The sequence below is a fragment of the Euzebyella marina genome, assembly GCF_003687485.1.
Lineage (GTDB): Bacteria > Bacteroidota > Bacteroidia > Flavobacteriales > Flavobacteriaceae > Euzebyella > Euzebyella marina.
This window is the reverse complement of the sequence record NZ_CP032050.1, coordinates 2558841-2584454: the sequence shown is the minus strand read 5'-3', so window position 1 is coordinate 2584454 and position 25614 is coordinate 2558841. Positions and strand designations below refer to the sequence as shown.

Annotated in this window: 24 protein-coding genes; 14 read left to right on the top strand and 10 right to left on the bottom strand. The window is 40.1% G+C overall.

What is annotated here, in order from left to right:
- Positions 1 to 174: 174 nt before the first annotated feature.
- Genes dnaA through D1013_RS11025 form a run of 3 tightly spaced genes read left to right on the top strand, consistent with a single transcriptional unit; the run spans position 175 to position 2789 of the window.
- Positions 175 to 1599, top strand: a complete 1425-nt coding sequence (dnaA, locus tag D1013_RS11035) for a chromosomal replication initiator protein DnaA (RefSeq protein ID WP_121848885.1) — start codon at positions 175 to 177, stop codon at positions 1597 to 1599.
- Positions 1600 to 1622: 23 nt separating this feature from the next.
- Positions 1623 to 2051 (top strand): low molecular weight protein-tyrosine-phosphatase, encoded by a 429-nt coding sequence (locus D1013_RS11030; RefSeq protein WP_121848884.1) that lies wholly within the window; start codon positions 1623 to 1625, stop codon positions 2049 to 2051.
- A 15-nt stretch (positions 2052 to 2066) separates the two neighbouring features.
- Positions 2067 to 2789, top strand: a complete 723-nt coding sequence (locus D1013_RS11025) for an SAM-dependent methyltransferase (protein ID WP_121848883.1) — start codon at positions 2067 to 2069, stop codon at positions 2787 to 2789.
- 70 nt (positions 2790 to 2859) lie between these two features.
- Here D1013_RS11025 and D1013_RS11020 read toward each other — a convergent pair whose 3' ends face one another.
- From D1013_RS11020 to dapF, 4 genes are all read right to left on the bottom strand, one after another.
- A complete protein-coding gene (locus tag D1013_RS11020) occupies positions 2860 to 3489 on the bottom strand; it encodes a hypothetical protein (protein WP_121848882.1) in 630 nt (209 codons plus the stop codon).
- Between the two features lie 145 nt (positions 3490 to 3634).
- Positions 3635 to 4678 carry an endolytic transglycosylase MltG gene (mltG, locus tag D1013_RS11015; protein ID WP_121848881.1) on the bottom strand — a complete coding sequence of 348 codons (1044 nt, stop codon included), beginning with the start codon at positions 4676 to 4678 and terminating at the stop codon, positions 3635 to 3637.
- Between the two features lies 1 nt (position 4679).
- Positions 4680 to 5204: a GNAT family N-acetyltransferase gene (locus D1013_RS11010; RefSeq protein ID WP_121848880.1), complete on the bottom strand. Its 525-nt coding sequence runs from the start codon at positions 5202 to 5204 to the stop codon at positions 4680 to 4682.
- A complete protein-coding gene (gene dapF, locus D1013_RS11005) occupies positions 5198 to 5974 on the bottom strand; it encodes a diaminopimelate epimerase (RefSeq protein ID WP_121848879.1) in 777 nt (258 codons plus the stop codon). The genes D1013_RS11010 and dapF overlap by 7 nt, the downstream gene beginning before the upstream one ends.
- A gap of 193 nt (positions 5975 to 6167) precedes the next feature.
- On the opposite strand from dapF, the gene D1013_RS11000 reads away from it, so the two are divergent.
- From D1013_RS11000 to D1013_RS10960, 9 genes are all read left to right on the top strand, one after another.
- Positions 6168 to 7559, top strand: a complete 1392-nt coding sequence (locus D1013_RS11000; RefSeq protein ID WP_121848878.1) for a S1C family serine protease — start codon at positions 6168 to 6170, stop codon at positions 7557 to 7559.
- A 250-nt stretch (positions 7560 to 7809) separates the two neighbouring features.
- Complete coding sequence (locus D1013_RS10995) at positions 7810 to 8436, top strand: tRNA (guanine-N1)-methyltransferase (RefSeq protein WP_121850693.1); 627 nt, start codon at positions 7810 to 7812, stop codon at positions 8434 to 8436.
- 35 nt (positions 8437 to 8471) lie between these two features.
- Positions 8472 to 8915, top strand: coding sequence for a GNAT family N-acetyltransferase (locus D1013_RS10990; protein ID WP_121848877.1), 444 nt, complete (start codon positions 8472 to 8474; stop codon positions 8913 to 8915).
- A gap of 20 nt (positions 8916 to 8935) precedes the next feature.
- Complete coding sequence (gene trmD, locus D1013_RS10985; protein WP_121848876.1) at positions 8936 to 9610, top strand: tRNA (guanosine(37)-N1)-methyltransferase TrmD; 675 nt, start codon at positions 8936 to 8938, stop codon at positions 9608 to 9610.
- 125 nt (positions 9611 to 9735) lie between these two features.
- A complete protein-coding gene (gene rplS / locus D1013_RS10980) occupies positions 9736 to 10086 on the top strand; it encodes a 50S ribosomal protein L19 (RefSeq protein ID WP_121848875.1) in 351 nt (116 codons plus the stop codon).
- Between the two features lie 726 nt (positions 10087 to 10812).
- Positions 10813 to 13032, top strand: a complete 2220-nt coding sequence (locus tag D1013_RS10975; protein ID WP_121848874.1) for an NADP-dependent isocitrate dehydrogenase — start codon at positions 10813 to 10815, stop codon at positions 13030 to 13032.
- A 110-nt stretch (positions 13033 to 13142) separates the two neighbouring features.
- Complete coding sequence (locus tag D1013_RS10970) at positions 13143 to 15518, top strand: TonB-dependent receptor (protein ID WP_121848873.1); 2376 nt, start codon at positions 13143 to 13145, stop codon at positions 15516 to 15518.
- Positions 15519 to 15523: 5 nt separating this feature from the next.
- Positions 15524 to 16357, top strand: a complete 834-nt coding sequence (locus tag D1013_RS10965) for a DUF4249 family protein (protein ID WP_121848872.1) — start codon at positions 15524 to 15526, stop codon at positions 16355 to 16357.
- A 23-nt stretch (positions 16358 to 16380) separates the two neighbouring features.
- The gene (locus D1013_RS10960) at positions 16381 to 16617 is read left to right on the top strand and encodes a DUF6095 family protein (RefSeq protein ID WP_121848871.1); all 237 of its coding nucleotides are present in this window, start codon (positions 16381 to 16383) and stop codon (positions 16615 to 16617) included.
- Between the two features lie 12 nt (positions 16618 to 16629).
- Here the strand turns inward: D1013_RS10960 and D1013_RS10955 are convergent, their stop codons facing one another.
- Entirely contained in the window at positions 16630 to 17316 is a 687-nt protein-coding gene (locus D1013_RS10955; protein ID WP_121848870.1) for a DUF4294 domain-containing protein, read from the bottom strand.
- 104 nt (positions 17317 to 17420) lie between these two features.
- Here D1013_RS10955 and D1013_RS10950 point away from each other — a divergent pair, with 104 nt between their 5' ends.
- Both D1013_RS10950 and D1013_RS10945 read left to right on the top strand, forming a co-directional pair.
- Complete coding sequence (locus tag D1013_RS10950) at positions 17421 to 18509, top strand: M42 family metallopeptidase (protein ID WP_121848869.1); 1089 nt, start codon at positions 17421 to 17423, stop codon at positions 18507 to 18509.
- Positions 18510 to 18541: 32 nt separating this feature from the next.
- Entirely contained in the window at positions 18542 to 19090 is a 549-nt protein-coding gene (locus tag D1013_RS10945) for an NUDIX hydrolase (protein WP_121848868.1), read from the top strand.
- Between the two features lie 6 nt (positions 19091 to 19096).
- Here D1013_RS10945 and D1013_RS10940 read toward each other — a convergent pair whose 3' ends face one another.
- The 5 genes from D1013_RS10940 to rplI form a co-directional block, all read right to left on the bottom strand.
- On the bottom strand, positions 19097 to 19789 hold the full coding sequence (locus D1013_RS10940; RefSeq protein ID WP_121848867.1) for a ZIP family metal transporter: 693 nt from the start codon (positions 19787 to 19789) through the stop codon (positions 19097 to 19099).
- 110 nt (positions 19790 to 19899) lie between these two features.
- The gene (hisS, locus tag D1013_RS10935; protein WP_121848866.1) at positions 19900 to 21285 is read right to left on the bottom strand and encodes a histidine--tRNA ligase; all 1386 of its coding nucleotides are present in this window, start codon (positions 21283 to 21285) and stop codon (positions 19900 to 19902) included.
- A gap of 84 nt (positions 21286 to 21369) precedes the next feature.
- Positions 21370 to 21840, bottom strand: coding sequence for a DUF6495 family protein (locus D1013_RS10930; RefSeq protein ID WP_121848865.1), 471 nt, complete (start codon positions 21838 to 21840; stop codon positions 21370 to 21372).
- A 63-nt stretch (positions 21841 to 21903) separates the two neighbouring features.
- Positions 21904 to 25062 carry a TonB-dependent receptor gene (locus D1013_RS10925; RefSeq protein WP_121848864.1) on the bottom strand — a complete coding sequence of 1053 codons (3159 nt, stop codon included), beginning with the start codon at positions 25060 to 25062 and terminating at the stop codon, positions 21904 to 21906.
- 96 nt (positions 25063 to 25158) lie between these two features.
- The gene (gene rplI, locus D1013_RS10920) at positions 25159 to 25611 is read right to left on the bottom strand and encodes a 50S ribosomal protein L9 (RefSeq protein WP_121848863.1); all 453 of its coding nucleotides are present in this window, start codon (positions 25609 to 25611) and stop codon (positions 25159 to 25161) included.
- Positions 25612 to 25614 lie beyond the last annotated feature (3 nt).

The window sequence follows — 25614 nt, the reverse complement described above, 5'->3', positions numbered from 1 at the left end:
ATTTCGATTTTAGTGTTGAACATGAGAAAAAAAAAGGTCAAATTCAATAGAGTTTCAATTTTTTTTTTAGCTTTTTTGTTCACATATTTGCCCCACTAAGAAAGTACGGTTTTTCCCCTTGTATTTTCCACCGACTTAGAAATCACTAACCGACAAAATAAGAGAAACTTTAAAATGGGTGTTACTGCTAATTCCGTTTGGAAAAATTGTTTGGCTTTTATTAAAGATAATATCCAACCGCAGGCATTCAAAACTTGGTTCGAGCCCATTAAGCCCATTAAGCTTTCCGACAACGCCCTGAGTATTCAAGTACCCAGTAAATTCTTTTATGAATGGCTTGAAGAACACTATGTGAAATTGTTGAAAGTTGCCTTGACAAAAGAGTTGGGCGAAACGGCCAAATTGGTGTACATCATCCGAATGGAGAATACCTATGGCAACAAAGAGCCATTTACCGAAAAAATACCCAGTACCAATCGCGGAAACATGGGCCCTCAGGAAATGGATGTGCCGATCAAGTCAAAAAATCCTGAACTTAAGAACCCATTCGTTATACCTGGTATTCGAAACATTAAAATTGAATCTCAGTTAAATCCGAATTATAACTTTGATAACTTTTTAGAGGGTGACTCTAACCGATTGGCACGATCCGCGGGTATGGCGGTTGCCAATAAACCGGGAGGCACCTCTTTTAATCCATTATTGGTTTTTGGCGGGGTCGGTCTTGGTAAAACACACTTGGCGCACGCCATTGGTGTCGAAATCAAAGACAAGTACCCTGAACGTACCGTTCTGTATATTTCAGCTGAGAAGTTTACACAACAATATATTGAATCGGTCAAAAAGAATACTAGAAACGATTTTATTCATTTCTATCAGCTCATCGATGTATTGATAATAGATGACGTACAATTTCTATCAGGAAAAAGCGGAACACAAGATGTATTTTTTCACATCTTCAACCACTTGCACCAAAATGGAAAACAAGTCATTCTTACTTCCGACAAGGCGCCTGTAGATATGCAAGATATTGAACAAAGGCTATTGTCAAGGTTTAAATGGGGGCTTTCAGCCGAGCTTCAAAGTCCCGATTACGAAACTAGGGTATCCATTGTCAAGAACAAGTTATACCGTGATGGTGTCGAAATGCCCGATGATATTATCGACTACGTCGCCAAGCACATAAAAACGAACGTTCGTGAACTTGAAGGCGCCATTATATCTCTTATAGCCCAATCTTCTTTTAACAAAAAGGAGGTTACCCTAGAGTTGGCCCAACAAGTTGTAGAAAAGTTCGTAAAGAATACAAAGCGTGAAGTTTCAATCGATTACATTCAAAAAGTAGTTTCCGATTATTTCGAGATGGATGTCGCTACCCTTCAGTCGAAAACCAGAAAACGCCATATTGTTCAAGCGAGGCAATTGGCAATGTTCTTTGCGAAAAAGTTTACCAAGGCTTCATTGGCAAGCATTGGTTCGCAAATCGGAAAGCGTGATCATGCCACCGTGTTACATGCTTGTAAGACGGTAGATAATTTAGCCGAAACCGATAAGCAGTTCAGAAAGTACATTGAAGATCTGACCAAAAAATTCACTTGATTTTGAAGAAGACGAAGGTCTTAATGGTATGTCTTGGCAATATTTGCAGGTCTCCATTGGCCGAAGGCATTCTACAAAGTATGGTTGACCCTGAAAAGGTCTTTGTTGATTCGGCCGGTACCGGAGGTTATCATATCGGCAACCCGCCAGACGCTCGTTCCATCGCTGTTGCTAGAAAACATTCACTGAACATCGAAAATCAACGCTGTAGACAGTTCAAAGCCCATGATTTTGCAGAATTTGATGTAATTTATGCTATGGACCAAAGTAATTACAATAACATCATGGCTTTGGCAGCATCGAAATCTGATAGGGAAAAAGTAAAGCTTCTGCTATCGGAAGTGAACGTTGGTGTGAAAGAAGTTCCTGACCCTTATTGGGATGACGATGGTTTTGAAAAAGTCTACCAACTCATCGAAAGCGCTTGCGAAGTGATTGCCGAGAAGTTGTAACCAAACTTCCTTTTTATGAACGACCAACCCAACCAACTAGGAAAACTCTACCTCATACCTACAACTCTAGGAGATAATGCCCCTTTGGAGGTTTTACCAATATCTATCAAACAAGCGGTTGAGCAAATCGATATATACATAGTCGAAAACGAAAAAACGGCTAGGCATTTCATAAAAAAAATAAGCCCTCGAAAATCACAACCCTCCCTACATATATCGGTATTGAACAAATACACCGAACCGGAACAGATACCTTTAATGCTTGAACCTTGCTTAAACGGGCAAAACGTCGGAATCATTTCGGAAGCTGGATGCCCAGGGGTAGCAGACCCCGGAGCTGATGTTGTTCGTTTGGCCCATCAAAAAAATATACAAGTGGTACCGTTGGTAGGCCCTTCCTCTATTCTTCTAGCCTTAATGGCAAGTGGTATGAACGGGCAACGATTTTCTTTCAATGGCTACTTACCTATCGATAAATTTGAAAGAAAAAATGCGATTAAACGGTTTGAAAAACTATCCAATGAATTGGGTCAATCGCAGATATTCATCGAGACTCCGTATCGCAATGATAAATTGCTGGCAGAACTTCTCAAGAACCTGAGAAATGATACTAGACTTTGTGTCGCCTGCGACATTACTTTATCGACCGAATTTATTCTGACCAAAACAGTCTCTGAATGGAAGAATGTTCAGGTAAGCCTTCATAAAAGACCTGCCATTTTTATAATTCAAGCCTAAAAAAACAAACCCCGATGCAACATCGGGGTCCGTCCATTTTCATATGTATGTAATTCTTTCTAAGGTTGTTCTAAACCCTTGGATTACGTTTCGGCACCACTTCTGATACGTCGTAACCCGAAAACTTGTGCATGTAATGCGCAATGCTGGTTCCATAGCTATCGGCAACATCAATAGTACCCCATGACCGCAAGTATTTCTTCACATTACCTGCTCCGGCCAAATGGGCCGCTGCCAATATTCCAGATTCGGTAATTACCGTTCCGTTGATTTCTTTACCAACAAAACGAGGAATATCCCGTCTAAGAATCCACTTGTTTCTTGAAATATTGGTATGGAATACCTTTTCTTGCAAAATAGGGTCGTTTAGAAAACGGGTTGCGTTGTAGACGCCCATCAGTTGCAATGTACCAATACCGAATTGGTACTTACCCAAATACCCTAGGGTGTTTGTGGTAAAATAATTACCCTGAGATTCTTTGAATGCCAAGGCTTCTTTAAAGCCAATGTACGAGCTTCCTAAAAAAGGAGGCGCCATTAACATTGTTTTTGATACGGTTTTGTTTTTGGGGAACAAAACCAAAGTAGGTTCGCTAACTTTAAGGGTTTCTGGCACTTTAACCAATGTTGGTTTAAAAGAGAAACTCAATAAAATTCCGGTAATGATTAGGGGGCTCGTGTAACTTAGCCACTTTCTCATATACTGCTTTTCCTATGACTTACGGAAAAAACACCCGCATAGATTTCACAAGGGGCAAAGTTACGCCAGTTTTAAGTTTACGTTTAGAAATCTCTGTTAAAAACCGGCTTATTTAGTTAACAAGTCTTAAAATTTGGATGAAAGGCTACCTTTTGATTTTTTGCGCATTTATCCATTGGACGTACTGCACTTTATTTCTGTTATGCTGCGCCAAGGTTTTGGCAAACTTATGGTAACCGAAATTTTCAACGTCTGCGACAAAATAGAGGTAATCATGCGTCTCAGGGTTTAACACTGCGTCTATAGCCGATATGTCGGGCATGGTAATCGGCCCTGGAGGCAACCCTGCATATTTATAGGTGTTGTACGGAGAGTCAAGCTCTAAGTCTTTGTATAAGACGCGCTTAATTACTTGGGTGAAATCGCCCGAAGACTTTTTGATGGCATAAATAACGGTAGGGTCTGCCTGTAAAAGCATGCCTCTTTTCAATCTATTAAGGTAAAGACCGGCTACCTTTGGTCGCTCATCAACCTTGGCCGTTTCTTTATGAACCAATGATGCCAACGTGGTAACTTCTTTAGGTGATAGACCTTCGGCCTTTGCTTTTTGAAGTCTTTCATTATTCCAAAAACGATCATATTCCTTGACCATTCGATCCCGAAATTCTTCACTCGAGGTGTTCCAAAAGAATTCATAACTATTGGGCAAATACATGCCCAACTTAGTCTCTTCGTTAAAGCCTTGGGCTTTAATAAACTCTTTATCTTCAAAAGCCGCTAATAATGAGAGGCTATCGGCCTCTATTTGGTTCGAGATCCTCCCGGCCAAATCGGCTAAGGTTTCTTGATTATTAAAAGAGACCTTAACGGGGATATTGTTTACACGAAGGGTATTGATAATATCATTATTGTTCATACCCTTTTTAATCGCATATTTACCGGCCTTTACATTTGAGGTATACCCTTTGCGCTTCGCCACTTGTTCAAAGGTTTCCAAGTTTTTAAGAACAGGCTGTGCTAATTCTTTCACCTCTTGAAATGTACTTCCGGTCGGAATGTACAGATAAGCTTCTTCATTATTAAAAGATGTGTTAGGAGCAAAGATGGCGTTGTAAACCATATAAGAAAATATGCCTCCGACCACCAAACCGGCCAAAACAACAAATAATAATATTCGCTTTATATACATGCTAATTATTTAATTTTTGAAATAAAATTTCATTCTTGAAACGCCCTTGTGAATATATCCAATCTTTTTTAACGCCAATCTTTTGAAATCCCTTTTTACCAAAAAGGTGAACACTTGGGAGGTTGTCTTCCAACACATTAGCAAATAACTGCCTTAAATCGAGTACCGAAAATGCATAATGGCACACAAGTTCAATAGCCTCACCCCCTACTCCTTTGTTTCTTTCTGCCTTTTCCAGAACAATCAACCCCAAACCGGCACGTCTGTGCTTAGGGTCAAAATCGAATAAATCGATCAGCCCGATAACCTTATGGTCATGCTTGCAAATGCACAACCTGAGTTGTTTTGCCTCAAATATATCTTTGTGGGCATTCTCTAGGTATTGCCTCAATATAAATTTGGAATAGGGAGCGGTAGTTCCGCTAATTTCCCAGACATCGCCGTTATTTTCTAGCTCGTAAAGAAAATCAAGATCTTCAGGCTCTAAGGCACGTAAAAAAATATTTTCTCCTTGTAATTTTAGCATTCTATCTGTCCGCTAAAAACCTGGTCAGCGGGTCCGCTCAGGTATATATCTCTATAGGTATCGCCATCTTTCTTAAACCGGACCGACAATTCGCCACCTTGCGCCTTCACAAAGACTTCGTTTGCTGAAGTCTGATTTTGATAATGCATGGCCAAAGCTGCTGCGGTTACCCCTGTACCACAAGACAAGGTTTCGTTCTCGACCCCACGCTCGTAAGTTCTGACCGCGAAGGTGTCGGCCTTCAACTTTTCTACGAAATTGATATTGCTTCCGGTCTTACCGTAAAGTCCGAATCGCAATTTTTTTCCTTCATTGAAAACATCAAAGCTATCGACATTACCAACCAATTGCACATGATGAGGCGAACCCGTATCTAGAAAAACGTAATTCGGTTTTGTCTTAATATCTGAGAGGTCTTGCATTTGCAAACTCACTAGATTGCCATTGATGGTTGCTTGATGCAATCCGTCCGCAGCATTAAAAGTGGTCTTGTCATCTATTATTCCCAAAAATTTGGCGAAAGCGACGGTACACCTACCTCCGTTTCCACATAAGGAGCCTTCATGACCATCGGCATTATAATATACCATTCGAAAGTCTGAAGTCTCGTCATTTTCCAATAGAATCAATCCATCCGCACCGATACCAAACCTACGGTCACAAAGAAAAGAGACCAATTTGTTATCGCTTTTTGGAAACTCCAATGACCGATTGTCTATCATGACAAAATCGTTACCGGTACCCTGATATTTATAAAATTTGAGAATCATAGCTTATTCATAAGCTCACAAATATAAGATATTAAACCTATAGAATTCTTGCGAACACCATTAGAAACAGGTGTTTTGCAAGACACTGATTAAGATTATTTTAGCAGTTAAAAAGTCGTTAAAGCCATTTTAATCCTATCACAAAAAAAGTAATTTTAACATTTGAAAGAAAACTAAACATTTTTATTGCAGGATGAAGAATATAACAAATACCTTTCTAACCGCTCTTTTTGCCGGTGCCATTACTTTAGGTGCCTACAAAATGTTCTTTGAAAAGCCCAATTACATTGTTTCAGAAAATGCCGACCAGCCTGTTTTCAATACAAGTTTCACCCCCACCTCGGCCAAGGGTGCAGGTATTAATGAAGTAGATTTTACGGTTGCTGCAGAAACGACCGTAAACGCTGTGGTTCACGTAAAAAATGTATCGATGAGCAGGGGCTCCAATAGCTATCTGGATTTCTTCTACGGCCATGGAGGCAATGCTAAACCTCAGGTAGGAACTGGTTCCGGTGTGATCATTTCGCAAGATGGGTACATCGTGACGAACAATCACGTTATCGATAATGCCGATCAACTACAAGTGATGCTCAATAATAATAAGGTATATGATGCAGAATTAATAGGAACCGACCCCAATTCAGATATTGCTCTTATCAAAATCGAAGCGGACAGGTCTTTACCCTATTTGGCTTTTGGTGATTCCGACAATGTTAAGGTCGGAGAATGGGTCTTGGCAGTAGGTAACCCCTTTAGCCTTACATCTACCGTTACCGCTGGTATCGTAAGTGCCAAGGCACGTAATCTGGGCAAGATAGACCAGTCATTTATTCAGACAGATGCGGCCGTTAACCCTGGTAATAGTGGTGGGGCTTTGGTGAACACCAATGGCGATCTGATAGGTATCAATACCGCCATCACGTCTCAAACAGGATCTTATGTTGGTTATTCTTTTGCCGTACCAAGCAATATTGCCAAAAAAGTGATTGACGACATTCTAGAATACGGCAACGTACAAAAAGGTATTTTGGGCATTAACGCGGCGCGCGCCAATACACCCTATGCGATACAAAAAGGAATCAATCAAATAGAAGGGGTTTACATTTCGGGGATAGAGGAAGATACTGGTGCGGAAGAGGCTGATTTACGGGAAGGTGATGTCATCAAACAAATCGATGATATTAAAATCAGAAAATTTGCCGACCTCACTGGCTACCTTTCATCAAAAAGACCCGAAGACACGGTGCAGGTAACCATCAATAGAAATGATGATCTCATAACCGTTCCTGTAATATTGAAGAAAAGACAGGTTATTACGGTACCTAATATGGGTCTTGAAATAAAAAACCTCTCTGAGGATGACAAAAAGAAATTCCGTACCAAAAAAGGAGTGAAAGTTGTGGGTGTGCCAGAAATTTATCGAGGTTATGGTCTAGATGGTAAAGTATTGCTCTCACTTGATGATGAAGAGATCAATGATATTGAAGAGGCCAAGGTATTATTCGGAAGAATTTCCCGAAGAGGCCGAACAATAATAACCATGATCAATGAGAAGGGTGAAAGAGAACGACTTATTTTCCAATAAAACACACAGAACAGTGCCTCTAACCGAGGCACTTTCTTTTACAGGACAATAGCGCTTCCTCAAAACTCAGACTACTTTACCTTCTAAAAAGGAGGCATTATAATTACCTTTAAATGAGTTATTTCGTTGGCAAATCTATCGTAATACGGATGGCCTAAAGTGAACCTTGTAATCGATTTTTTTTCTTAATTAATATTATTCAATTACTTTAGCTCCCTCTAATTCATTAACTCCAAAGATGCATTTGAACATGAAAGGTTATAGACTACTGCTACTTGCTACGGCATTGCTTACTTTCAACCTACAGTTTGCACAAGAAGAGCAAGCAACTCCAGAAGAAGAGTTGTCATTGGAAAACGGTTCTATCGATAGCCAATTCGAGTTTGTTTACCAAAAATCAGGTAACTACAGAGCCGATGGCAAGAGATATGAGGTCGTTAGAACAATTTCTCTCGATAAACTTAAGCAAAACGTTCTCGACACCCTTAATAGTTATAATAAAAGGGAAGCGGAACTAAAACAAACCATTACCGGGCATGAATCGACCATTACTTCATTGAATGGTAAACTAGAAGAGACAACCAATAATCTTGCTGCAGTTACCGAAGAGAAAGACAGTATGTCATTCTTGGGTATCATGGTATCTAAAAGTACGTACAATGGTATTCTATGGACAGTGATCGGTTGCCTTTTGGTTCTTTTATTGTTCTTCATTTACAAGTTCAGAAACAGTAACATTCTTACTCAAGAAGCCAAAACGAATTTGTCGGAGCTTGAAACGGAATATGAAGATCATAGGCGTCGGGCCCTTGAACGTGAACAGCGTATTAGCAGGCAGCTTCAAGATGAAATCAATCGATATAAAAAACAAAAATAAAGCTCCTTTCGGAGCTTTTTTCTTAAACGACCCTCATGGCCATTATCATCAGAGCAGAGCGAGAACATTTAGCCGATTTGGCGACCTTGTTTGATGCCTATCGTGTATTTTATGGTCAACAGGCAGATGAAGAAAAAGGATTGAAGTTTCTAACGGAACGTTTCTTAAATGATGAATCAATTGTTCTTCTGGCATACGAAAATGAGACGGCCGTGGGCTTCACCCAGTTATATACCACCTACTCAAGCGTTTCATTACAATCACAATTTATTTTAAATGATTTGTACGTAAAACCCGAATTTAGAAAAAGGGGTGTTGGTGAATTGCTATTGCAATCGGCCAAAGAACTCTGCCAAGAAAAAGGCTTTAAAGGCTTGTCTTTGGAAACTGCCAACGATAACCCTGCGCAAAAGTTATATGAAAAATTAGGATGGAAAGCAGAATCTGACTTTATCCATTATTTCTTTAAATCTCATTAGTAGTTTTTTAATTTGCTTGTATGCGAATCGATATAATTACCGTTTTACCCGAATTGCTAGAGAGCCCTTTTAACGCCTCCATTCTAAAGCGCGCTATCGAAAAGGATCTTGTCGAGGTTCATTTTCACAACCTCCGAGATTATACCGACAACTCTTACAAGCAAGTTGACGATTATCAATATGGAGGTGGGGCAGGAATGGTTCTTATGATCGAACCCATAGATAAATGCATAAGCTCTCTACAAAAAGAGCGAATTTATGATGAAGTCATTTATATGACCCCTGATGGCCATACGTTGAACCAAAGAATGGCCAATTCATTATCCCTCAAGGAAAATATCATTATTCTCTGTGGACATTATAAAGGGGTTGATCAAAGGGTAAGGGACAAATTTGTAACCAAAGAAATTTCAATAGGCGACTATGTGCTTTCAGGTGGCGAATTGGGCGCGGCCGTGCTATGTGATGCCGTTATTAGACTTATTCCAGGGGTTCTCAATGATGAGACCTCGGCCCTTACCGATACTTTCCAAGACAACCTTTTGGCCCCTCCCGTTTATACCCGACCAGCGGAATACAAAGAAATGAAGGTACCAGATGTTCTTTTGACCGGCAACTTTGCCAAAATAGAAAAATGGCGAGAAGAGCAGGCCCTTGCACGTACGCAAGAGCTAAGACCCGACCTGTTGGAATAAAACCGGTCAAAAAAATCATAATTTTACTTGTAGATTCTATTATATAGACTAATTTTGCAACCTGTTAAATCAACCTCTGACGAGAATCGTGAATGTTGGTCTACGATAAACCATAAATTTTTATCATGGAAGCATTGTTAAAATTCGTTGAAGACGAGTTTGTTGCAAAAAAAGAATTCCCAAAGTTTTCAGCTGGTGACACTATCACCGTTTATTACGAAATTAAGGAAGGTGAAAAAACTAGAACCCAGTTTTTTAGAGGGGTAGTTATTCAACGTAGAGGTACAGGTGCTACCGAAACTTTTACTATTCGTAAAATGTCAGGTACAGTTGGTGTAGAGCGTATCTTTCCAATCAACATGCCTGCACTACAGAAAATTGAAGTTAATAAAAAAGGTAAAGTACGTAGAGCTCGTATCTTCTACTTTAGAGGCCTTACAGGTAAAAAAGCACGTATCAAAGAGGTACGTTCTTAAGACTTACCCAATAAATATTCAATCCCCTATTGATTTAATCAGTAGGGGATTTTTGCGTTATGAACAATTGTTAATTTCGATTGTTTATAATTGGTTGATTATAAATGTGTTAAAATTAATACTGTAGTTAAAATATTACGTATATTTATATCACGGTTAAAGTAATAATCTGTCGAAGATTTAAATGGAAACCGTTATAAAGTCAACGTTCTTTATATTGTTGTTTTAGCCTAGTGAAAATGAAGGTAATTCAAAATTGACGCAAAGATGGCGAGCATAGGTTCATTAAACTGTCGTTTTTTGAAACTGTTATGTGGGTGTACTTACCAACCATAAATTGACCTAGAGTCAATATGGTTGCTCTTAAGATCATCAAAACAACGAGAAGAGAAGCCAAAATGCCAAAGATATAGTCGAGAGCACAGAGGTGGAACAAACGTGGAAATAGTAATGCAAACGCAATCAATGGTTGCCGACTCTGAGAAATAGGGTGCGAAAGGTTTGATAGCTATTTCTAAAAAGCCATATCAATGTATTTATACAATGATATGGCTTTTGTTTTTTAATTACTTCCGAGCTAACCAAGGCATAGTCTTACCATCTTTTTTGAATTTTTCGTAATTCATGTACTTCGATACCTTTAATGTTATGGCTTTTTAACTTTTGGGCAGTAACACAACAAAAAATGGTATATTTGCTCCGCTTTAAATTAAACTCCAATTATTGATGTCGAAGATATTTTATACGAAGACCGACGAAGCTCCAGCTTTGGCGACACAATCTTTTTTACCTATAGTAAAAGCTTTTTCAAAAACTGCTGATGTAACCATTGAAACCAAAGACATTTCTTTGGCCGGTAGAATTATAGCCACTTTTCCCGATTTTTTGAATGAAAGCCAGCAAATTTCCAATGATTTGGAAGAATTAGGTGAGCTGGCTAAAAAACCCGAGGCCAACATTATTAAACTACCGAATATTAGTGCTTCGATTCCTCAATTAAAGGAAGCTATTAGCGAGCTTCAGAAAAAAGGGTATGCCCTACCCGATTATCCTGATAGCCCTAGCAATGAAAAAGAACAAGATATCAAATCTCGATACGATAAAATTAAGGGTAGTGCCGTTAACCCTGTTTTACGTGAAGGTAATTCGGATCGTAGGGCGCCAAGAGCGGTAAAAAATTATGCCAAGCAAAACCCCCATTCAATGGGTGCTTGGAGTGCTGATAGCAAAACCCATGTAGCTACTATGGGCAAAGGCGACTTCAAGAGCAATGAAAAGTCTTTAACCACTGATGCAGCAACAAAAGTTAAGATAGTTCTTAAGGGCCAAGATGGTTCAGAACAGATTCTAAAAGATGGTATTTCTTTACTCAAGGGTGAAATCATTGATGCCACTGTGATGCGTAAAGCGGCTTTGACCGAATTTTTAAAAGAGCAGGTCAAAGATGCCAAAGATAAAGGTGTTCTGTTTTCTTTGCATATGAAGGCAACCATGATGAAGGTTTCAGACCCCATCATTTTCGGCCATGCAGTTGAAGCTTATTTTGCAGATGTTTTTGAAAAATATAGTGAAGACTTTAAGTCTGTTGGAATTAGTTCTAATGATGGTTTAGAAAATTTATTTGCCAAACTTGGTAATCTTCCTTCCGATAAAAAGCAACAGATTGAGGCTGATATCAAGGCTACTATTAAAAATGGTCCTGATTTGGCGATGGTGAACTCAGATAAAGGTATTACCAACCTACACGTGCCTAGCGATATCATCATTGATGCTTCTATGCCAGCCATGATCAGAAATTCTGGCCAGATGTGGAACAAAGATGGTCAACCGCAAGACACCAAGGCTATTATACCTGATAGTAGTTACGCCGATGTCTACACGGCCACTATCGATTTCTGTAAAGAAAACGGTGCTTTTGACCCGACGACCATGGGTACAGTACCCAATGTTGGATTGATGGCCCAAAAGGCTGAGGAATACGGTTCTCACGACAAAACCTTTGAAATCGGTACTTCCGGTAAAGTTGAAGTTATCGATAGCGGTTCGAACGAAGTATTGATTCAACATGAAGTTGCCGAAGGTGATATTTGGCGTATGTGCCAAGTAAAAGATGCCCCTATTCAAGATTGGGTGAAATTGGCGGTCACAAGAGCGAAAGCTACCCAAGACCCAGCGGTTTTCTGGTTAGATGAAAATCGAGCTCATGATGCCGAATTGATCAAAAAGGTAAATGTGTACCTTAAAGACTACGATACTACAGGTCTTGTGATTAAAATTCTATCACCTAAAAAGGCAACAGAATACACCTTACAGAGAATGAAAGAAGGTAAAGATACCATCTCGGTATCCGGTAATGTTCTTCGTGACTACTTGACCGACCTTTTCCCGATTCTAGAAGTAGGTACTAGTGCCAAAATGCTTTCCATCGTTCCTTTAATGAATGGTGGTGGATTGTTCGAGACCGGCGCAGGTGGTTCGGCACCAAAACACGTAGAACAATTTTTGGAAGAAGGTCACTTAAGATGGGACTCTCTTGGTGAGTTCTTGGCACTGGGAGTTTCTTTGGATTTCTACGGAGAGAAAAACGATAATTTGAAAGCAAGAGTCCTTGGTGATGCTTTGGATAGTGCTACCGAAAAATTCTTGATCAACGACAAATCTCCTTCCAGAAAAGTGATGGAAATCGATACTCGAGGAAGTCACTTCTATCTGGCTCTATATTGGGCAGAGGCATTGGCAAAGCAAGATAAAAGTGCCGAATTGAAACAGGCCTTCACAAAGATATATGATGCCATGAGCGAGAATGAAGATAAAATCGCCGCGGAACTAATTGCGAGCCAAGGCAGTTCAAAAGATATTGGCGGTTATTACATGCCAGACTCAGAAAAAGTAGCTTCGGCCATGCGCCCAAGCGAAACTTTGAACTCCATATTAGATAGCATCTAAAAAATAATATTTCATATGAAAAGCCCTCTAATAACTTAGAGGGCTTTTTTTGGTCCTATTTTTATTTTCTTCTTGCCCATTTCTATCTATTTTTAAAGAAAAATTGCTTAATGGCTCCCTATTATAAGCTAGCCTTATTTATTAGTCTTTTCTCATTTTCTATAACCTTCGCACAAGACAAATTCACTTTAAGCGGAACAGTATCGGAAGCTTCAAGCAATGAAACCCTAATCGGTGTCACTATTGTCATTCCTGAATTGAAAACGGGGGTGACCACCAATGAATATGGTTTTTACTCTATAACCCTACCACAAGGCGAGTACCAAGTTCAAATCAGTTATTTGGGCTTTAAAGAGGTTCAACAGACCATCGTTTTATCAGAAAACAAAAAATTAAATTTTCGTTTAGAAGAGTCGGCCGAAGAGCTTGAAGAAGTTGTCGTTACAGAAGATGTTGAAAAAATTAGTATACGAAAGCCGCAAATGAGCGTCAATGCCATGTCGGCCGAAACAATAAAAAAAATACCCGTAATTCTCGGTGAAGCCGATGTAATCAAATCAATCTTGCTACTACCAGGAGTAACAAATGCGGGCGAGGGCGCCTCAGGGTTCAACGTTCGGGGCGGTGCCGTCGATCAAAACCTTATTTTGCTAGATGAGGCTACCATTTTTAATTCTTCTCACCTTTTCGGCTTTTTCTCCGTTTTCAATCCCGATGCCATTAAAGACTTAAAACTATACAAAGGGGGAATTCCGGCAAGGTACGGCGGTCGCGTTTCATCGGTGTTGGATATTTTTCAAAAAGAGGGCAATAGTAAAGATTTCAAGGTTAATGGAGGCATAGGTGCGGTTGCCAGTAGGTTATTGCTCGAAGGCCCTATCATTAAAGACAAAGCCGCTTTTTTGATTGGGGGCAGGGCCTCGTATGCACATCTTTTCTTGCCGCTTTTTGACGTTGACAATACCGCCTATTTTTATGATCTCAACACCAAAATAAATTTTAATCTGAACGATAGAAATAGTATTTATTTGTCAGGTTACTTCGGTAGGGATGTTTTGGGCATTAGCGAAAGCTTTGTAAATACCTACGGTAATGCCGTCGGTAACTTTCGTTGGAACCATCTTTTTTCAGATAAATTATTTTCGAATTTATCATTGATCTATTCCGATTACTATTACGGACTTAAGCTTGATTTTGTTGGGTTTAATTGGAATTCAGGTATTCAAAACTTTAATGTCAAATACGACCTGAAGCACTACGTAAATGACAAATTACAGGTGAACTACGGGCTTAATAATATTTACTATCGATTTAATCCCGGTAAAATCGAACCCAGTAATTCAGATTCGGGCATAGTTGAAGAACAACTGATTCAAAAGTATGCCAATGAATTTGCTGCTTATATTGATGTTGAGCATGACCTTACCGATAATCTCAGTATCAATTACGGGCTGCGTTTCAGTAATTTCATTCGTTTGGGCCAAGACGAACTTAATGTCTATGCAAATAATAATCCTGTAGATTTCGACCCCGATTTACTAATTTATCGAGAAGCCAATCCTTTAGAAACAAGAACTTCCTCACGCAAAGAAAGTCTAGCTACCTATAATAACTTTGAACCTAGATTTTCTTTGGCATATTCCTTAAATGAAAGCAACTCCTTTAAAGCCAGTTACACTAGGTTGGCGCAATACCTACATCTTTTGTCGAACACCAGCTCCCCTACTCCTTTAGATGTTTGGACACCCAGCGGACCTTTTGTAAAACCGCAATTACTGGATCAATATGCCTTTGGCTATTTTAAAGAATTGATGGAAGGCGATTATTCAATTGAAACTGAATTTTTTTATAAGGATATTCAAAATAGAATTGACTACATAGATGGTGCGAATTTGATTGCCAACGATGCTATAGAACAAGTAATTCTCAACGGGGAAGCACGCGCCTATGGGTGGGAATTTCTCTTGAAAAAGAACGAGGGCAGATTTCAAGGTTGGTTAGCCTATACCCTTTCTAAATCTGAACAGCGTACTCCTGGCCGTACACTCAACGAAACTGGTATTAACAATGGTAACTGGTACAATACCCCATACGACAAGACACACGACCTGTCTTTATATGGTAGTTACCAATTGAATTCAAAATGGAGCTTTAATTCTAACTTCGTGTTCCAGACGGGGCAACCGACCAACTACCCTGTGGGTCAATATAAGTTTCAGGGCTTGTCGGTACCTTATTACGGCGCACGTAATGAAGAAAGATTACCTACTTACCATAGGCTAGATCTTTCCGCTAATCTGAATCCCGATAAAAATAAGAACAGAAAATGGCAAGGTGAATGGGTTTTTAGCCTTTACAATGTATACAATCGTAGAAACGCCGCCTCTATCAATTTTAGCAGAAACCCAGACACACGACAAAACGAAGCGGTTCGTACAAGTATTTTCGGAATTGTACCCGCCGTAACCTACAACTTTAAATTTTAGAAAAAATGAGGAAGTACTTACTTATCATACCGGTGCTTTTTCTAATTACCTCTTGTGAAGATGTAGTAGAAATAGATACCCCTACCGAGCCTCCACGCCTATTTGTAGATGCTGTTATTCGTGTTGATACCGAGATGGAAATGACCAATGTATCGTTCACCGTAGGCGAAACCAGTAACTTTTTTGATGAACCACAACCGGCAGAGTTGAGTGAAATTCATATAACGAACATTGGTTACGAAAGCAACGACGCCGAAGACACTAACATCTTGGTTCTCACGCAAACTACTCCGGGGCAGTATGAAGGTTCAAAAAATACTTCCTTTTTTACAGATGGAAATGAACTACAATTAAGAATTGATTATAACGGGGTTATTTATTCCGCAACAACGAATTACGTGCCCACATCGCCGATTAGTCGTCTGGAACAAGGTGAGGGAAGTCTTTTCACAGGCGATGAGACTGAAATACTCATTTCTTTTACCGATAGCCCAGATAGAGACGATTACTACTTGTTTGATTTTGATTTCAATGAGTACCTGGTCTCCGAAGATGAATTCTATCAAGGTCAACCCTTCGAGTTTTCCTATTTTTATGATGATGGGGTGCAACCCGGCATGGAAGTACAAATTAGTCTCATTGGTGTAGATGAGCCTTTTTTCAATTATATGAACCAAGTCATCGTTCAATCCGGTGGAGACCAAGGGCCCTTTCAAACACCATCAGCGACGGTTAGAGGTAATATCTTAAATGTTTCCGATGAAAACGGTACCGATAATTTTGCCCTGGGTTACTTTGCTGTTTGCCAAACGTATACCCAATCCATAACCATAGAATAGCTCTTAATTACAATCACGGCTTTATGAAAACCGATAAAGAACTTTTGGTCAAGGGGATAAAATTTTTGGCATATACCCTGGTACTCATGTTCATGGCTCCGGTTGTTTTGTACCAGGCGTTTAAAAACCAAGAAAACATATTGTTCTGGCCTGTACTCATAATCGGCCTTGTCTTGGCCGTAGGCGCCATCGCAATGGGCTTTTACAGTATTAAGGTACTATTGGATTCGCTATTTGGACCCGGAAAGAAAAAAGATTGATTCTTGCGCGGATCACTTCTCCCTTTTACCGCTCAAAGTCCACTTATTGCTCAGTTGGGCATAATCATAATCCAAAACCGATTCTTGCCTCTCCAATTGATAAGCGGCGAAAGCCCTTTGAAGAATATCTTCGATTAAATAGTCTTCATGCACTTGATCGGGGTGAAACTCCTCTTTTAAACTGATACTGAACATGCTGGCCGTGGTATTGTACCAAAAGGCACGCCAACCGCTTCTTAGCTCCTTCACCAAATCAAAAGCCGTTTCGCCGGTCTGTCGGTAGATTAGTTTCACAAGTATTTGACCTTCGGTTCTAGTAAGCTTTTTAAGCTCTTCAGAAAACTCTTCCTCAATATACTTTTGAACTTTTTTAGTATATCTTTTTTGTTGACGCTTTTTAGTGATTTTTGAAATACTATCGTTAAGCTCAACCAATCTTTCAGCCGCCAATTTTGCATAAGGGTAAACCTTTAAGGTCTTTCTTCTTAAAATATAATATTTGAGTTTTTCTTTATAGGAGCCGAATTTTAATCGCCCAAAGAGATAGACTTCATCAAGATCGATAGAGCTTCTAAAAATAGAATCTCCCTCTACAATAATCATTTTTTCGGCTACGGAATCTAACGGTTCCTCCTGAATTTGAGCGTTGACCGACAAAAAACAGCAAATCAAAAAAAGAAAAATCGTAGTTTTTTTCATAGCGCATCTAAATGCAAAAGTCCTGCCAAAATTAACGATAATTAGTAGTGCTTATTATTAATTAAAAGTGAATATTGCTAAGTTTGTAAGTAAATCAATTTTAAATGGCTAACAAGAAAATTATAACGAAAAAGTCACTGGAGTTTTTCGAAAAATATTTGAACAATGCTTCCCCGACCGGTTACGAATGGGAAGGTCAGAAAATATGGATGGAGTATCTAAAACCATATGTCGATACCTTCATTACCGATACCTATGGCACTGCCGTAGGGGTCATCAATCCCGATGCGAAATATAAAGTGGTCATCGAGGGGCATTCCGATGAAATCTCGTGGTATGTCAACTATATCACCGATAACGGCCTTCTTTATGTCATCAGAAATGGTGGAAGCGACCATCAAATCGCGCCCTCAAAATGGGTCAACATACATACCAAGAATGGGGTGGTAAAAGGCATTTTTGGCTGGCCGGCCATTCATACCCGCGATAAGTCAAAAGAAGAACCGCCCAAACTAGACAACATCTTTATCGATGTCGGTGCGAAGGATAAAGAAGAAGTCGAAAAAATGGGGGTTCATGTGGGGTGTGTAATTACCTACCCAGATGAATTCAATATCTTAAATGAAGATAAATTCGTTTGCAGGGCAATCGACAACCGTGCTGGTGGTTTTATGGTCGCCGAAGTGGCTCGACTGCTGCACGAAAACAAGAAGAAACTTCCTTTTGGACTTTATATAACAAATTCTGTTCAAGAAGAAATAGGTCTGCGTGGGGCAGAAATGATTACCCAAACCATTAAACCCAATGTTGCCATCATAACCGATGTTTGCCACGATACGACCACACCGATGATTGACCAAAAAACACAAGGTCATACTGAAATTGGTTCTGGACCTGTGATTTCATATGCTCCCGCGGTTCAAAATAAATTAAGGGAACGCATTATTGAGACGGCAGAAGCCAAGAAGATACCTTTTCAGCGTATGGCGGCTTCAAGGGCGACCGGTACCGACACAGACGCTTTTGCCTATAGCAATGGCGGTGTAGCCTCGGCCCTTATCTCATTGCCGTTGCGTTACATGCATACCACGGTAGAAACAGTTCATAAAGACGATGTGGAAAATGTGATTCGTCTGATTTATGAAACGCTCTTGAATATAAAAGAAGGTGAAACCTTCAGCTATTTCGATTAACAAAACCGCCCTCCAATGGAGGGCTTTTTTATATGGACGAACTTATTGACATTCTCGACAAGTCTGGAAACAAAACGGGTAAAACGGCCATGAAATCTGAGGCCCACAAAAACGGTTGGTACCACGAATCGGTGCATATATGGTTTTATACCAAAGCAGGACAAGTGTTGATTCAGCAAAGGGCAGCAAACAAAGATACGCACCCACTACTTTGGGACGTATCTGTCGCGGGGCATATTGGCGCAGGTGAAAAAATCGAAACTTCTGCGGTACGAGAAGTAAAAGAAGAAATCGGTCTTGAAATCGAAGAGCAGAGTTTAGAAAAAATAGGAGTTCACGAGTCGTTTCACCAACATTCACCTACCCTCATAGATAATGAGTTCAATCATATATTTATTTGTGAACTTTCAGTACCCTTCAATCAACTTCAAAAACAAGAAAGTGAGGTAAACGACCTAAAATTGATACCCCTCATCACTCTTGCACAAGAAACTTGGGGATTGGCTCAAGTCCAGAAATATGTCAAACACGGCGCCGCTTATTACAAGATGGTATTAAGTGCTATCAAAGAGCGGCTTTAACCTAAGCTACTCGCCCAATGTACTCAGGTACATTGCCAAAATCAAACCTATGGCCGTGGCAATACCCGACCAATATTTATCTTTTTTATAGGATTCGGGAAATACCTCAAGTGCCAAAGAAGCAGTGACCGCCCCGCCGGCAAAACATTTTAAATATCCTAAAATATCTTTAGGCACGTCTGTTAAGAGGTAATATCCTATAAGGGATGCTGCCGATAGAAGAAGGGCGGTAGCACACCATAACCATAGAACTTTTTTCTTAGAATTGTTCCCGGCCATTTCTTTAGCACCTCCGGCAGCTTCTGGTAGATTGGAAAGTAATATTGAACCGGACAAAGCGGCGACCGATAATAGGTCAGCCCCTATCAGAGCTACACCAAGCGCTAAGTTCTCTGGAATACCATCCAAGGTAATAGCAGCTAATAAACCACCTCCACTTTCAGAACCCCACTTCTTTTTCACTAGGTAATCCAGTCCCGTGAAAGTTGCCGCCCCTACGAAAACAGATATGAATGCATAAAGTGCATTATATTTTTCGACAGCAGGGTAAATTAATTCCATAACCGCAGAAACCAAAAGGGCTCCACCTGCCAAGGCCACCAAAAAACCTTCAGTTCTTTTCGATAAGCGGCCATAGATGCCCCAGATAGCACCGAAAGCCAATGCGGCCGATACAATTGCAATGACGAGAATAAACATATTCTGAGTTCTTTGTTTTTAGCTAATCAATCTAGAGTACACCTAGATATATTAACTAATGCAAAGTAAGGAACACCCATACGGTATTACGCCTTCAAGCAAAATAGAAATTAATTCAATTGAAGAGATTGAATGAAATTATCAGGATTGCTCAAAAGATGGGTTTCCTGACTGCCTTGGGTCATGTTTTTAACTACAAATTCACCATTTTCCAATTCCTGCTCTCCAATCAAAATTACATAGGGAACATTTCTATTGTTGGCGTATTTAAACTGCTTTTGAATCTTGGTATCTGAAGGATAAATATCTGCCTTAATCCCGGCGTCACGAAGTTGATTGATCAATTTCAAAGCACGCAATGATTCTTTCTCACCGAAGTTTAGACATAGAACTTGCAATGATTGGTCTATAGCTTCGGGAAACAATCCTAATTCCTCTAGTACCAAATAGATGCGATCCAATCCAAAAGATATGCCTACACCGCTAACATCCTTCAAACCGAAAATACCCGTGAGATCATCATATCGTCCGCCACCTCCGATTGAACCCATTTTCACGCCCGAAGGAGCAGCCACCTCAAGTATCGCGCCCGTATAATAATTTAAGCCTCTGGCCAAAGTAACATCTATCGATAAGATGGCCGATTTCAGACCACTGTCGGCAACCGATTCTATAATAAAACGTAATTCATCAACACCCTTTGAGCCTATTTCCGATTCTTTTAATAAAGTATCGAGAGCATTCAGTTGCTCTATATTGCTACCGGACAAATGAAAAAGGGGTTCTACTTTAGAAATGGCCTCATCGGTCAGACCTCGTTCTTTCATTTCTTTCTTGACCCCGTCTACCCCTATTTTATCCAACTTATCAAGTGCTACGGTAAAATCGATTAAAAGGTCTTGCGCACCAATTACTTCGGCGATTCCGGAAAGTATTTTTCTATTGTTCAATTTAATGGTGACACCTTCCAATTTTAAGTCTGTAAAAACGGCATCGTACAATTGTACCAATTCAACTTCTTGTAGTAATGAATTGGCCCCGACCACATCGGCATCACATTGATAAAATTCACGAAAACGACCTTTTTGGGGTCTATCCGCTCGCCAAACCGGCTGTATCTGATATCGTTTAAAAGGAAAATCAATCTCATTTTGGTGCATCACCACGTAACGCGCAAATGGTACCGTAAGATCGTAGCGTAATGCCTTTTCAGAAATTCTAGGAGTAATCAAACTAAAATTTTTAGCTTCATAGGTACCTTCATCAACCTTACTTAAAAAATCTCCCGAGTTCAATATTTTAAAAATCAAGCGGTCACCTTCATCGCCGTATTTACCCATTAGGGTCTCAGAATTCTCAAAGGAAGGAGTTTCAATGGGCTGAAAGCCAAAAGTTTCAAATCGCTTTCGTACGATATCAAAAATATAATTGCGCTTTTGTACTTCTGAAGGTGCAAAATCTCTCGTACCTTTTGGTATGCTTGGTTTTTGGGCCATTAAATCTATAGTTGTGGGAGTAACCTTTTAATCGGTTCAAAGACCGATTCCGGTACGTAAGATGAATAATTGACAAATATGCGTCTAATTGATGATTTTATCAAACCATTGAAACAATTCACCCTTAGTGATAACCGCACCTTGCTGAATCAATTGAAACTTATCTAGGTTCTTATCCTCTGAATATGCTTTGGAGGCGGTCAGGTATTCTACAAAATCGGACTGCCAGTTCTTTTTGAACCAAGCAAACCCTTCTTTTGAAGTTAAATTAATCTCTGGGTTCATAACTTTTACCGATAAAAGTTTCATTTCTTTATCGGTTAAATGAAAAAGGTGCATTTGTTGGGTAGAAACATTCTCAAGGTATTCTACTTTACTGAGCACACCTTCCCAGACCAAATCACTAAAAACATCTATTTCATCTTCGGCAACCTGAGGTTTGTTCTCTTTGATATCGGACCACTCTTCAGCGGTGATCGATTGGGTGGCCAAAAAGTTGATAAACTCTGGGTGAAGTTCCTCTAATTGTTGTTTTGTTAGCCTTGTATATTTCATCCGGCAAAAATAAAAAGGCCATACGAAATGTATGGCCTAATTCTCAATATTCTTATGATCTATTTAAAAAATATAGCGTAAACCGAACTGAATTTGCCAACGCGAAAGTAAACTAGAGTCATAAACAAAACTGTCGGTCAATCCGGTATTGAATGTATAGGTCGGTTCGCTGGTAGCGGGATCAACGGTCACCGAAAGTGGGTTAGGCGTATTAGGTTGTTGCACGAGACCCCAATCGCTGTTCAAAAGGTTACCGAAATTCAAAATATCCATACTAAATTGTATCGTGTGCACTTTCTCATCGGTCACATTCAATCGGTAATCTTGAAGTAATTTCACATCCCATTTACCCCTCCAAGGAGCTAAGGCGCCATATCTATCAAAATATTCACCTCTATGGTCGCTCATATAGTCGTCTTGTTGAATGAAATTTTCGAAGGCTTGAGCTTGTCCGGCTCCTGAAAACTGCATTTGTTGAACTTCGGCCTCCGTAGGAATGTAAAGAAGGTCATTGTTCTGAAAAGAGCTATCATTGTTTAAATTGCCGGCATAGGTATAGTTGAACCTTCCTCCTTGTGCATATTCAAAGAAGGTCGAGATAGTGGTAGACCATTTATCATTTCCATATACGAATTGTTTGGATCCCACGCCGATAAACCTATGCGTGTCACCATATTTTGAATAAGACAGAACATCTGCATTCGCGTTTCCATAGTTCGGGTTGAAATCAAAAGCGTCACCCGTAATCTCGGCTTCGATGGAGTTGACATCTTTTGCATTTAGGTAATTGTAGGCCAAGCTTGTGTAAAGGCCGTTATCCCAGTTTCTTTGGGCCTTTAAAGAAGCATTCCATATTCTGCCCTTATCGGAATTGGTAAAAACATACCCGTTGTTACCTTTATCCGAATCGGCATAAATGGGTCTGTTATCACCGGGGGCATTCAATGTCAAAGTTGGATTTCTCAAGCCCCAGTTTTGCACGTGGGCTCCATTTATATCCTTGGTATAAGAGACATCAGCAGTCAAAATGATACCGTTATCGAGTCGGTGGTCGGCACCAATATTCGTACGCCATACTTGCGGCCATTTAAAGTCTGGATCCACAATTTGGTAGAAGAACGAATCTAGACCCTGCACCTGATTACCCAACCAAACAAAAGGGAAACGACCAGTAAAAACCCCGCTTCCACCTCTTATCTGAGTGGTTTGGTTTCCATTTAAATCCCAATTAAAACCAACCCTAGGCGAAATTAGGAAATCGTTGCTGGGCAGGGTTTCCGAGTCCAATTGAGTCTCTTGATTCGATTGCGGATTGAAATAAGAAATCGAAGGGTCGAAGGTAAAGGGCTTACGAGCGATATTCTCGCGAATTTTATCTTGGGTATCAAAATACAAAGGCTTATCTAACCGAACACCATAGGTCAATTTAAAATCGGAGGTTACGTTCCAATCATCTTGTACATAAATAGAGAATTGGCCCACATTGGTTTCCGCCAAGGCCCATCCGCCTTCATTACCTTCGCCTGCTGCATTGCTGTTGTCGAAGATGTTCTGGGCATTTGCCAGAGCAGCAGCCAACGTACCATCAGTAATATCGGTTTGAAAGGCTGCCAAACTCGGGTATGCCGCAAAGGCACCCACCTCTTGTACGAAATCGCCATCTTCATCATAACCATAGGCACCTAAGTTAAAGGAATTATCAAACTGAAATTTTTCCAATGAGGCACCGATTGTTAGCGTATGGTTACCCAAAAAGTAATTGAAGTTATTGGTTACCTGAAAGACCTTTTGATCTAATCTATTGTTGATGGAAAAAGGCTCATGACCTGCTATGATATAATTGCTTCCTGCACCATCTTGAATAGTTATGGCAGGTATGGGGGCCGATAATGCATTACGATAATCATCGAAATGTGAGTAACCCACTTGAAGTTTATTGGTGGCGTTATCACCAAAAGTTGAATTCAGCTCTAATTGTACCGATTGCAAATTATTGTTGATTTCATAGCCGCTGTTTTCAAATTGTAACACTTGAAAACTTGGTCCTCTAATACCCAAGGCAGTCGGGTGTGCGGGTTTTTCTTTTGAAGCACTAAGAAAGTTATATATCAATGCCAATCGGTGGTCGCTATTTACGTTCCAGTCAAGTTTAAGGATACCTTTGGTGGATTCCGCTCCATAAGTAAATCCTTGATAGCGACCTGTGTCATAACCTAATCCAGCAAGGGAGTTTTGAACGGTTATAAGATCACCCTCCGTAACCCTAGATTCATTTATAGCGCCAGAACCTGTATTTGGAACCCAACCATTAGAACCAAGGTCATCTCTCTGATCACGTTCGAAATTGGCAAAAAAGAAAAGCTTGTTCTTAACTACAGGCCCACCGATACTTATGCCATATTGATTTTGCTTAAGGTCGGGCTTCACTACGTCTTCGCCTTTTATTCTACCACCCGTCAAGTCTTCATTTCTAAAGAAGCCATATACGGTACCGTGAAATTCGTTGGTACCACTTTTGGTCACCGCATTTACGGTAGCACCGGTAAATCCGGATTGGGTTACATCGTAGGGCGCCAACGACACTTGAATCTGGTCAATGGCATCTAGAGAGATTGGCTGTGATTCGGTTTGCCCACCTGGCGTTGGCGAATCGAGACCGAAAGGATTATTAAAAATGGCCCCGTCAAGAGAGAAATTATTGTATTGGTCATTTCTACCACCAAAAGAATTACCGGAAGATGAAGGTTCCAACCTTGTAAAATCTTGGGCCGATCGAGATATGGTTGGTAATCGAGTAAGTTCTCTTCTACCGACGCTTGTTTCTGCACCGGTACGGTCGCTTCCGAAAGTACCTCCCCTATCCGATATGACTACCACTTCATCAAGAGCCTGACTTTCGGTCTGCAAGAGCACATCTAAAGTAAAAGTTTTACCAAGTGTAAGGTTAATGTCTCCAATGAGTTGTTCTTTGAACCCTACATAAGAAATTGTTACTTCGTAGGGCCCGCCCACACGAAGGTTAAGAATCTTGAACAAGCCGTCTTCATTGGTTATTGCACCATAGGTAGTACCTGTTGGAGTGTGTATAGCTACGACATTTGCACCAAGCAAAGGTTGGTTTTGGTCGTCAACGACCGATCCCGACATGTTTGAAGTGGTTACTTGGGCATTTAAACCAAAGCAGAGCAGCAGTAGGCAAGTAATTAGATAATACTTTTTCATATTGATAGGTTTGAGTTAATTTACCGTGAAATTAAAACAAAAAAAAAGAGCTATGCGCGCATAGCTCTTTAAACTTATCAAATGAATATCAACCGCTTACTTCTGTTCTGGTATAACTTCAAAGTCAAACTGAATGTTTACCTCACGATGTAAACGAATGTCAGCAGTATAAGGCCCAGCCCTTTTGATGGCTCCACCTTTGATGCTGATAAACTTTTTGTCGATTTCATGACCATCTTTAGCCAAAACATCTGCCAAATCAGCAGAAGTTACAGATCCAAAAAGTTTGTCACCGGCGCCAACCTTAGCTGGAATCTTAACTTCCAACTTAGCCAAAGCGTCAGCTGTACTTTTTGCTGAATCAACAATTTTCTTCTCTTTATGGGCTCTTTGCCTTAAGTTCTCTTCAAGAACCTTTTTAGCCGAAGGTGTAGCCATAGTAGCCATACCTCTAGGTATCAGGTAATTTCTTCCGTAACCGTTTTTAACAGTTACGATATCGTCTTTAAAGCCCAAATGCTCTACGTCTTGCTTTAATATAAGTTCCATCTT

What these genes read in the sequence shown, in the direction of transcription:
- dnaA (WP_121848885.1), top strand. Translation starts at nt 175, where the DNA reads ATGGGTGTTACTGCTAATTCCGTTTGGAAAAATTGTTTGGCTTTTATT.
- D1013_RS11030 (WP_121848884.1), top strand. Translation starts at nt 1,623, where the DNA reads ATGGTATGTCTTGGCAATATTTGCAGGTCTCCATTGGCCGAAGGCATT.
- D1013_RS11025 (WP_121848883.1), top strand. Translation starts at nt 2,067, where the DNA reads ATGAACGACCAACCCAACCAACTAGGAAAACTCTACCTCATACCTACA.
- D1013_RS11020 (WP_121848882.1), bottom strand. Translation starts at nt 3,489, where the DNA reads ATGAGAAAGTGGCTAAGTTACACGAGCCCCCTAATCATTACCGGAATT.
- mltG (WP_121848881.1), bottom strand. Translation starts at nt 4,678, where the DNA reads ATGTATATAAAGCGAATATTATTATTTGTTGTTTTGGCCGGTTTGGTG.
- D1013_RS11010 (WP_121848880.1), bottom strand. Translation starts at nt 5,204, where the DNA reads ATGCTAAAATTACAAGGAGAAAATATTTTTTTACGTGCCTTAGAGCCT.
- dapF (WP_121848879.1), bottom strand. Translation starts at nt 5,974, where the DNA reads ATGATTCTCAAATTTTATAAATATCAGGGTACCGGTAACGATTTTGTC.
- D1013_RS11000 (WP_121848878.1), top strand. Translation starts at nt 6,168, where the DNA reads ATGAAGAATATAACAAATACCTTTCTAACCGCTCTTTTTGCCGGTGCC.
- D1013_RS10995 (WP_121850693.1), top strand. Translation starts at nt 7,810, where the DNA reads ATGAAAGGTTATAGACTACTGCTACTTGCTACGGCATTGCTTACTTTC.
- D1013_RS10990 (WP_121848877.1), top strand. Translation starts at nt 8,472, where the DNA reads ATGGCCATTATCATCAGAGCAGAGCGAGAACATTTAGCCGATTTGGCG.
- trmD (WP_121848876.1), top strand. Translation starts at nt 8,936, where the DNA reads ATGCGAATCGATATAATTACCGTTTTACCCGAATTGCTAGAGAGCCCT.
- rplS (WP_121848875.1), top strand. Translation starts at nt 9,736, where the DNA reads ATGGAAGCATTGTTAAAATTCGTTGAAGACGAGTTTGTTGCAAAAAAA.
- D1013_RS10975 (WP_121848874.1), top strand. Translation starts at nt 10,813, where the DNA reads ATGTCGAAGATATTTTATACGAAGACCGACGAAGCTCCAGCTTTGGCG.
- D1013_RS10970 (WP_121848873.1), top strand. Translation starts at nt 13,143, where the DNA reads ATGGCTCCCTATTATAAGCTAGCCTTATTTATTAGTCTTTTCTCATTT.
- D1013_RS10965 (WP_121848872.1), top strand. Translation starts at nt 15,524, where the DNA reads ATGAGGAAGTACTTACTTATCATACCGGTGCTTTTTCTAATTACCTCT.
- D1013_RS10960 (WP_121848871.1), top strand. Translation starts at nt 16,381, where the DNA reads ATGAAAACCGATAAAGAACTTTTGGTCAAGGGGATAAAATTTTTGGCA.
- D1013_RS10955 (WP_121848870.1), bottom strand. Translation starts at nt 17,316, where the DNA reads ATGAAAAAAACTACGATTTTTCTTTTTTTGATTTGCTGTTTTTTGTCG.
- D1013_RS10950 (WP_121848869.1), top strand. Translation starts at nt 17,421, where the DNA reads ATGGCTAACAAGAAAATTATAACGAAAAAGTCACTGGAGTTTTTCGAA.
- D1013_RS10945 (WP_121848868.1), top strand. Translation starts at nt 18,542, where the DNA reads ATGGACGAACTTATTGACATTCTCGACAAGTCTGGAAACAAAACGGGT.
- D1013_RS10940 (WP_121848867.1), bottom strand. Translation starts at nt 19,789, where the DNA reads ATGTTTATTCTCGTCATTGCAATTGTATCGGCCGCATTGGCTTTCGGT.
- hisS (WP_121848866.1), bottom strand. Translation starts at nt 21,285, where the DNA reads ATGGCCCAAAAACCAAGCATACCAAAAGGTACGAGAGATTTTGCACCT.
- D1013_RS10930 (WP_121848865.1), bottom strand. Translation starts at nt 21,840, where the DNA reads ATGAAATATACAAGGCTAACAAAACAACAATTAGAGGAACTTCACCCA.
- D1013_RS10925 (WP_121848864.1), bottom strand. Translation starts at nt 25,062, where the DNA reads ATGAAAAAGTATTATCTAATTACTTGCCTACTGCTGCTCTGCTTTGGT.
- rplI (WP_121848863.1), bottom strand. Translation starts at nt 25,611, where the DNA reads ATGGAACTTATATTAAAGCAAGACGTAGAGCATTTGGGCTTTAAAGAC.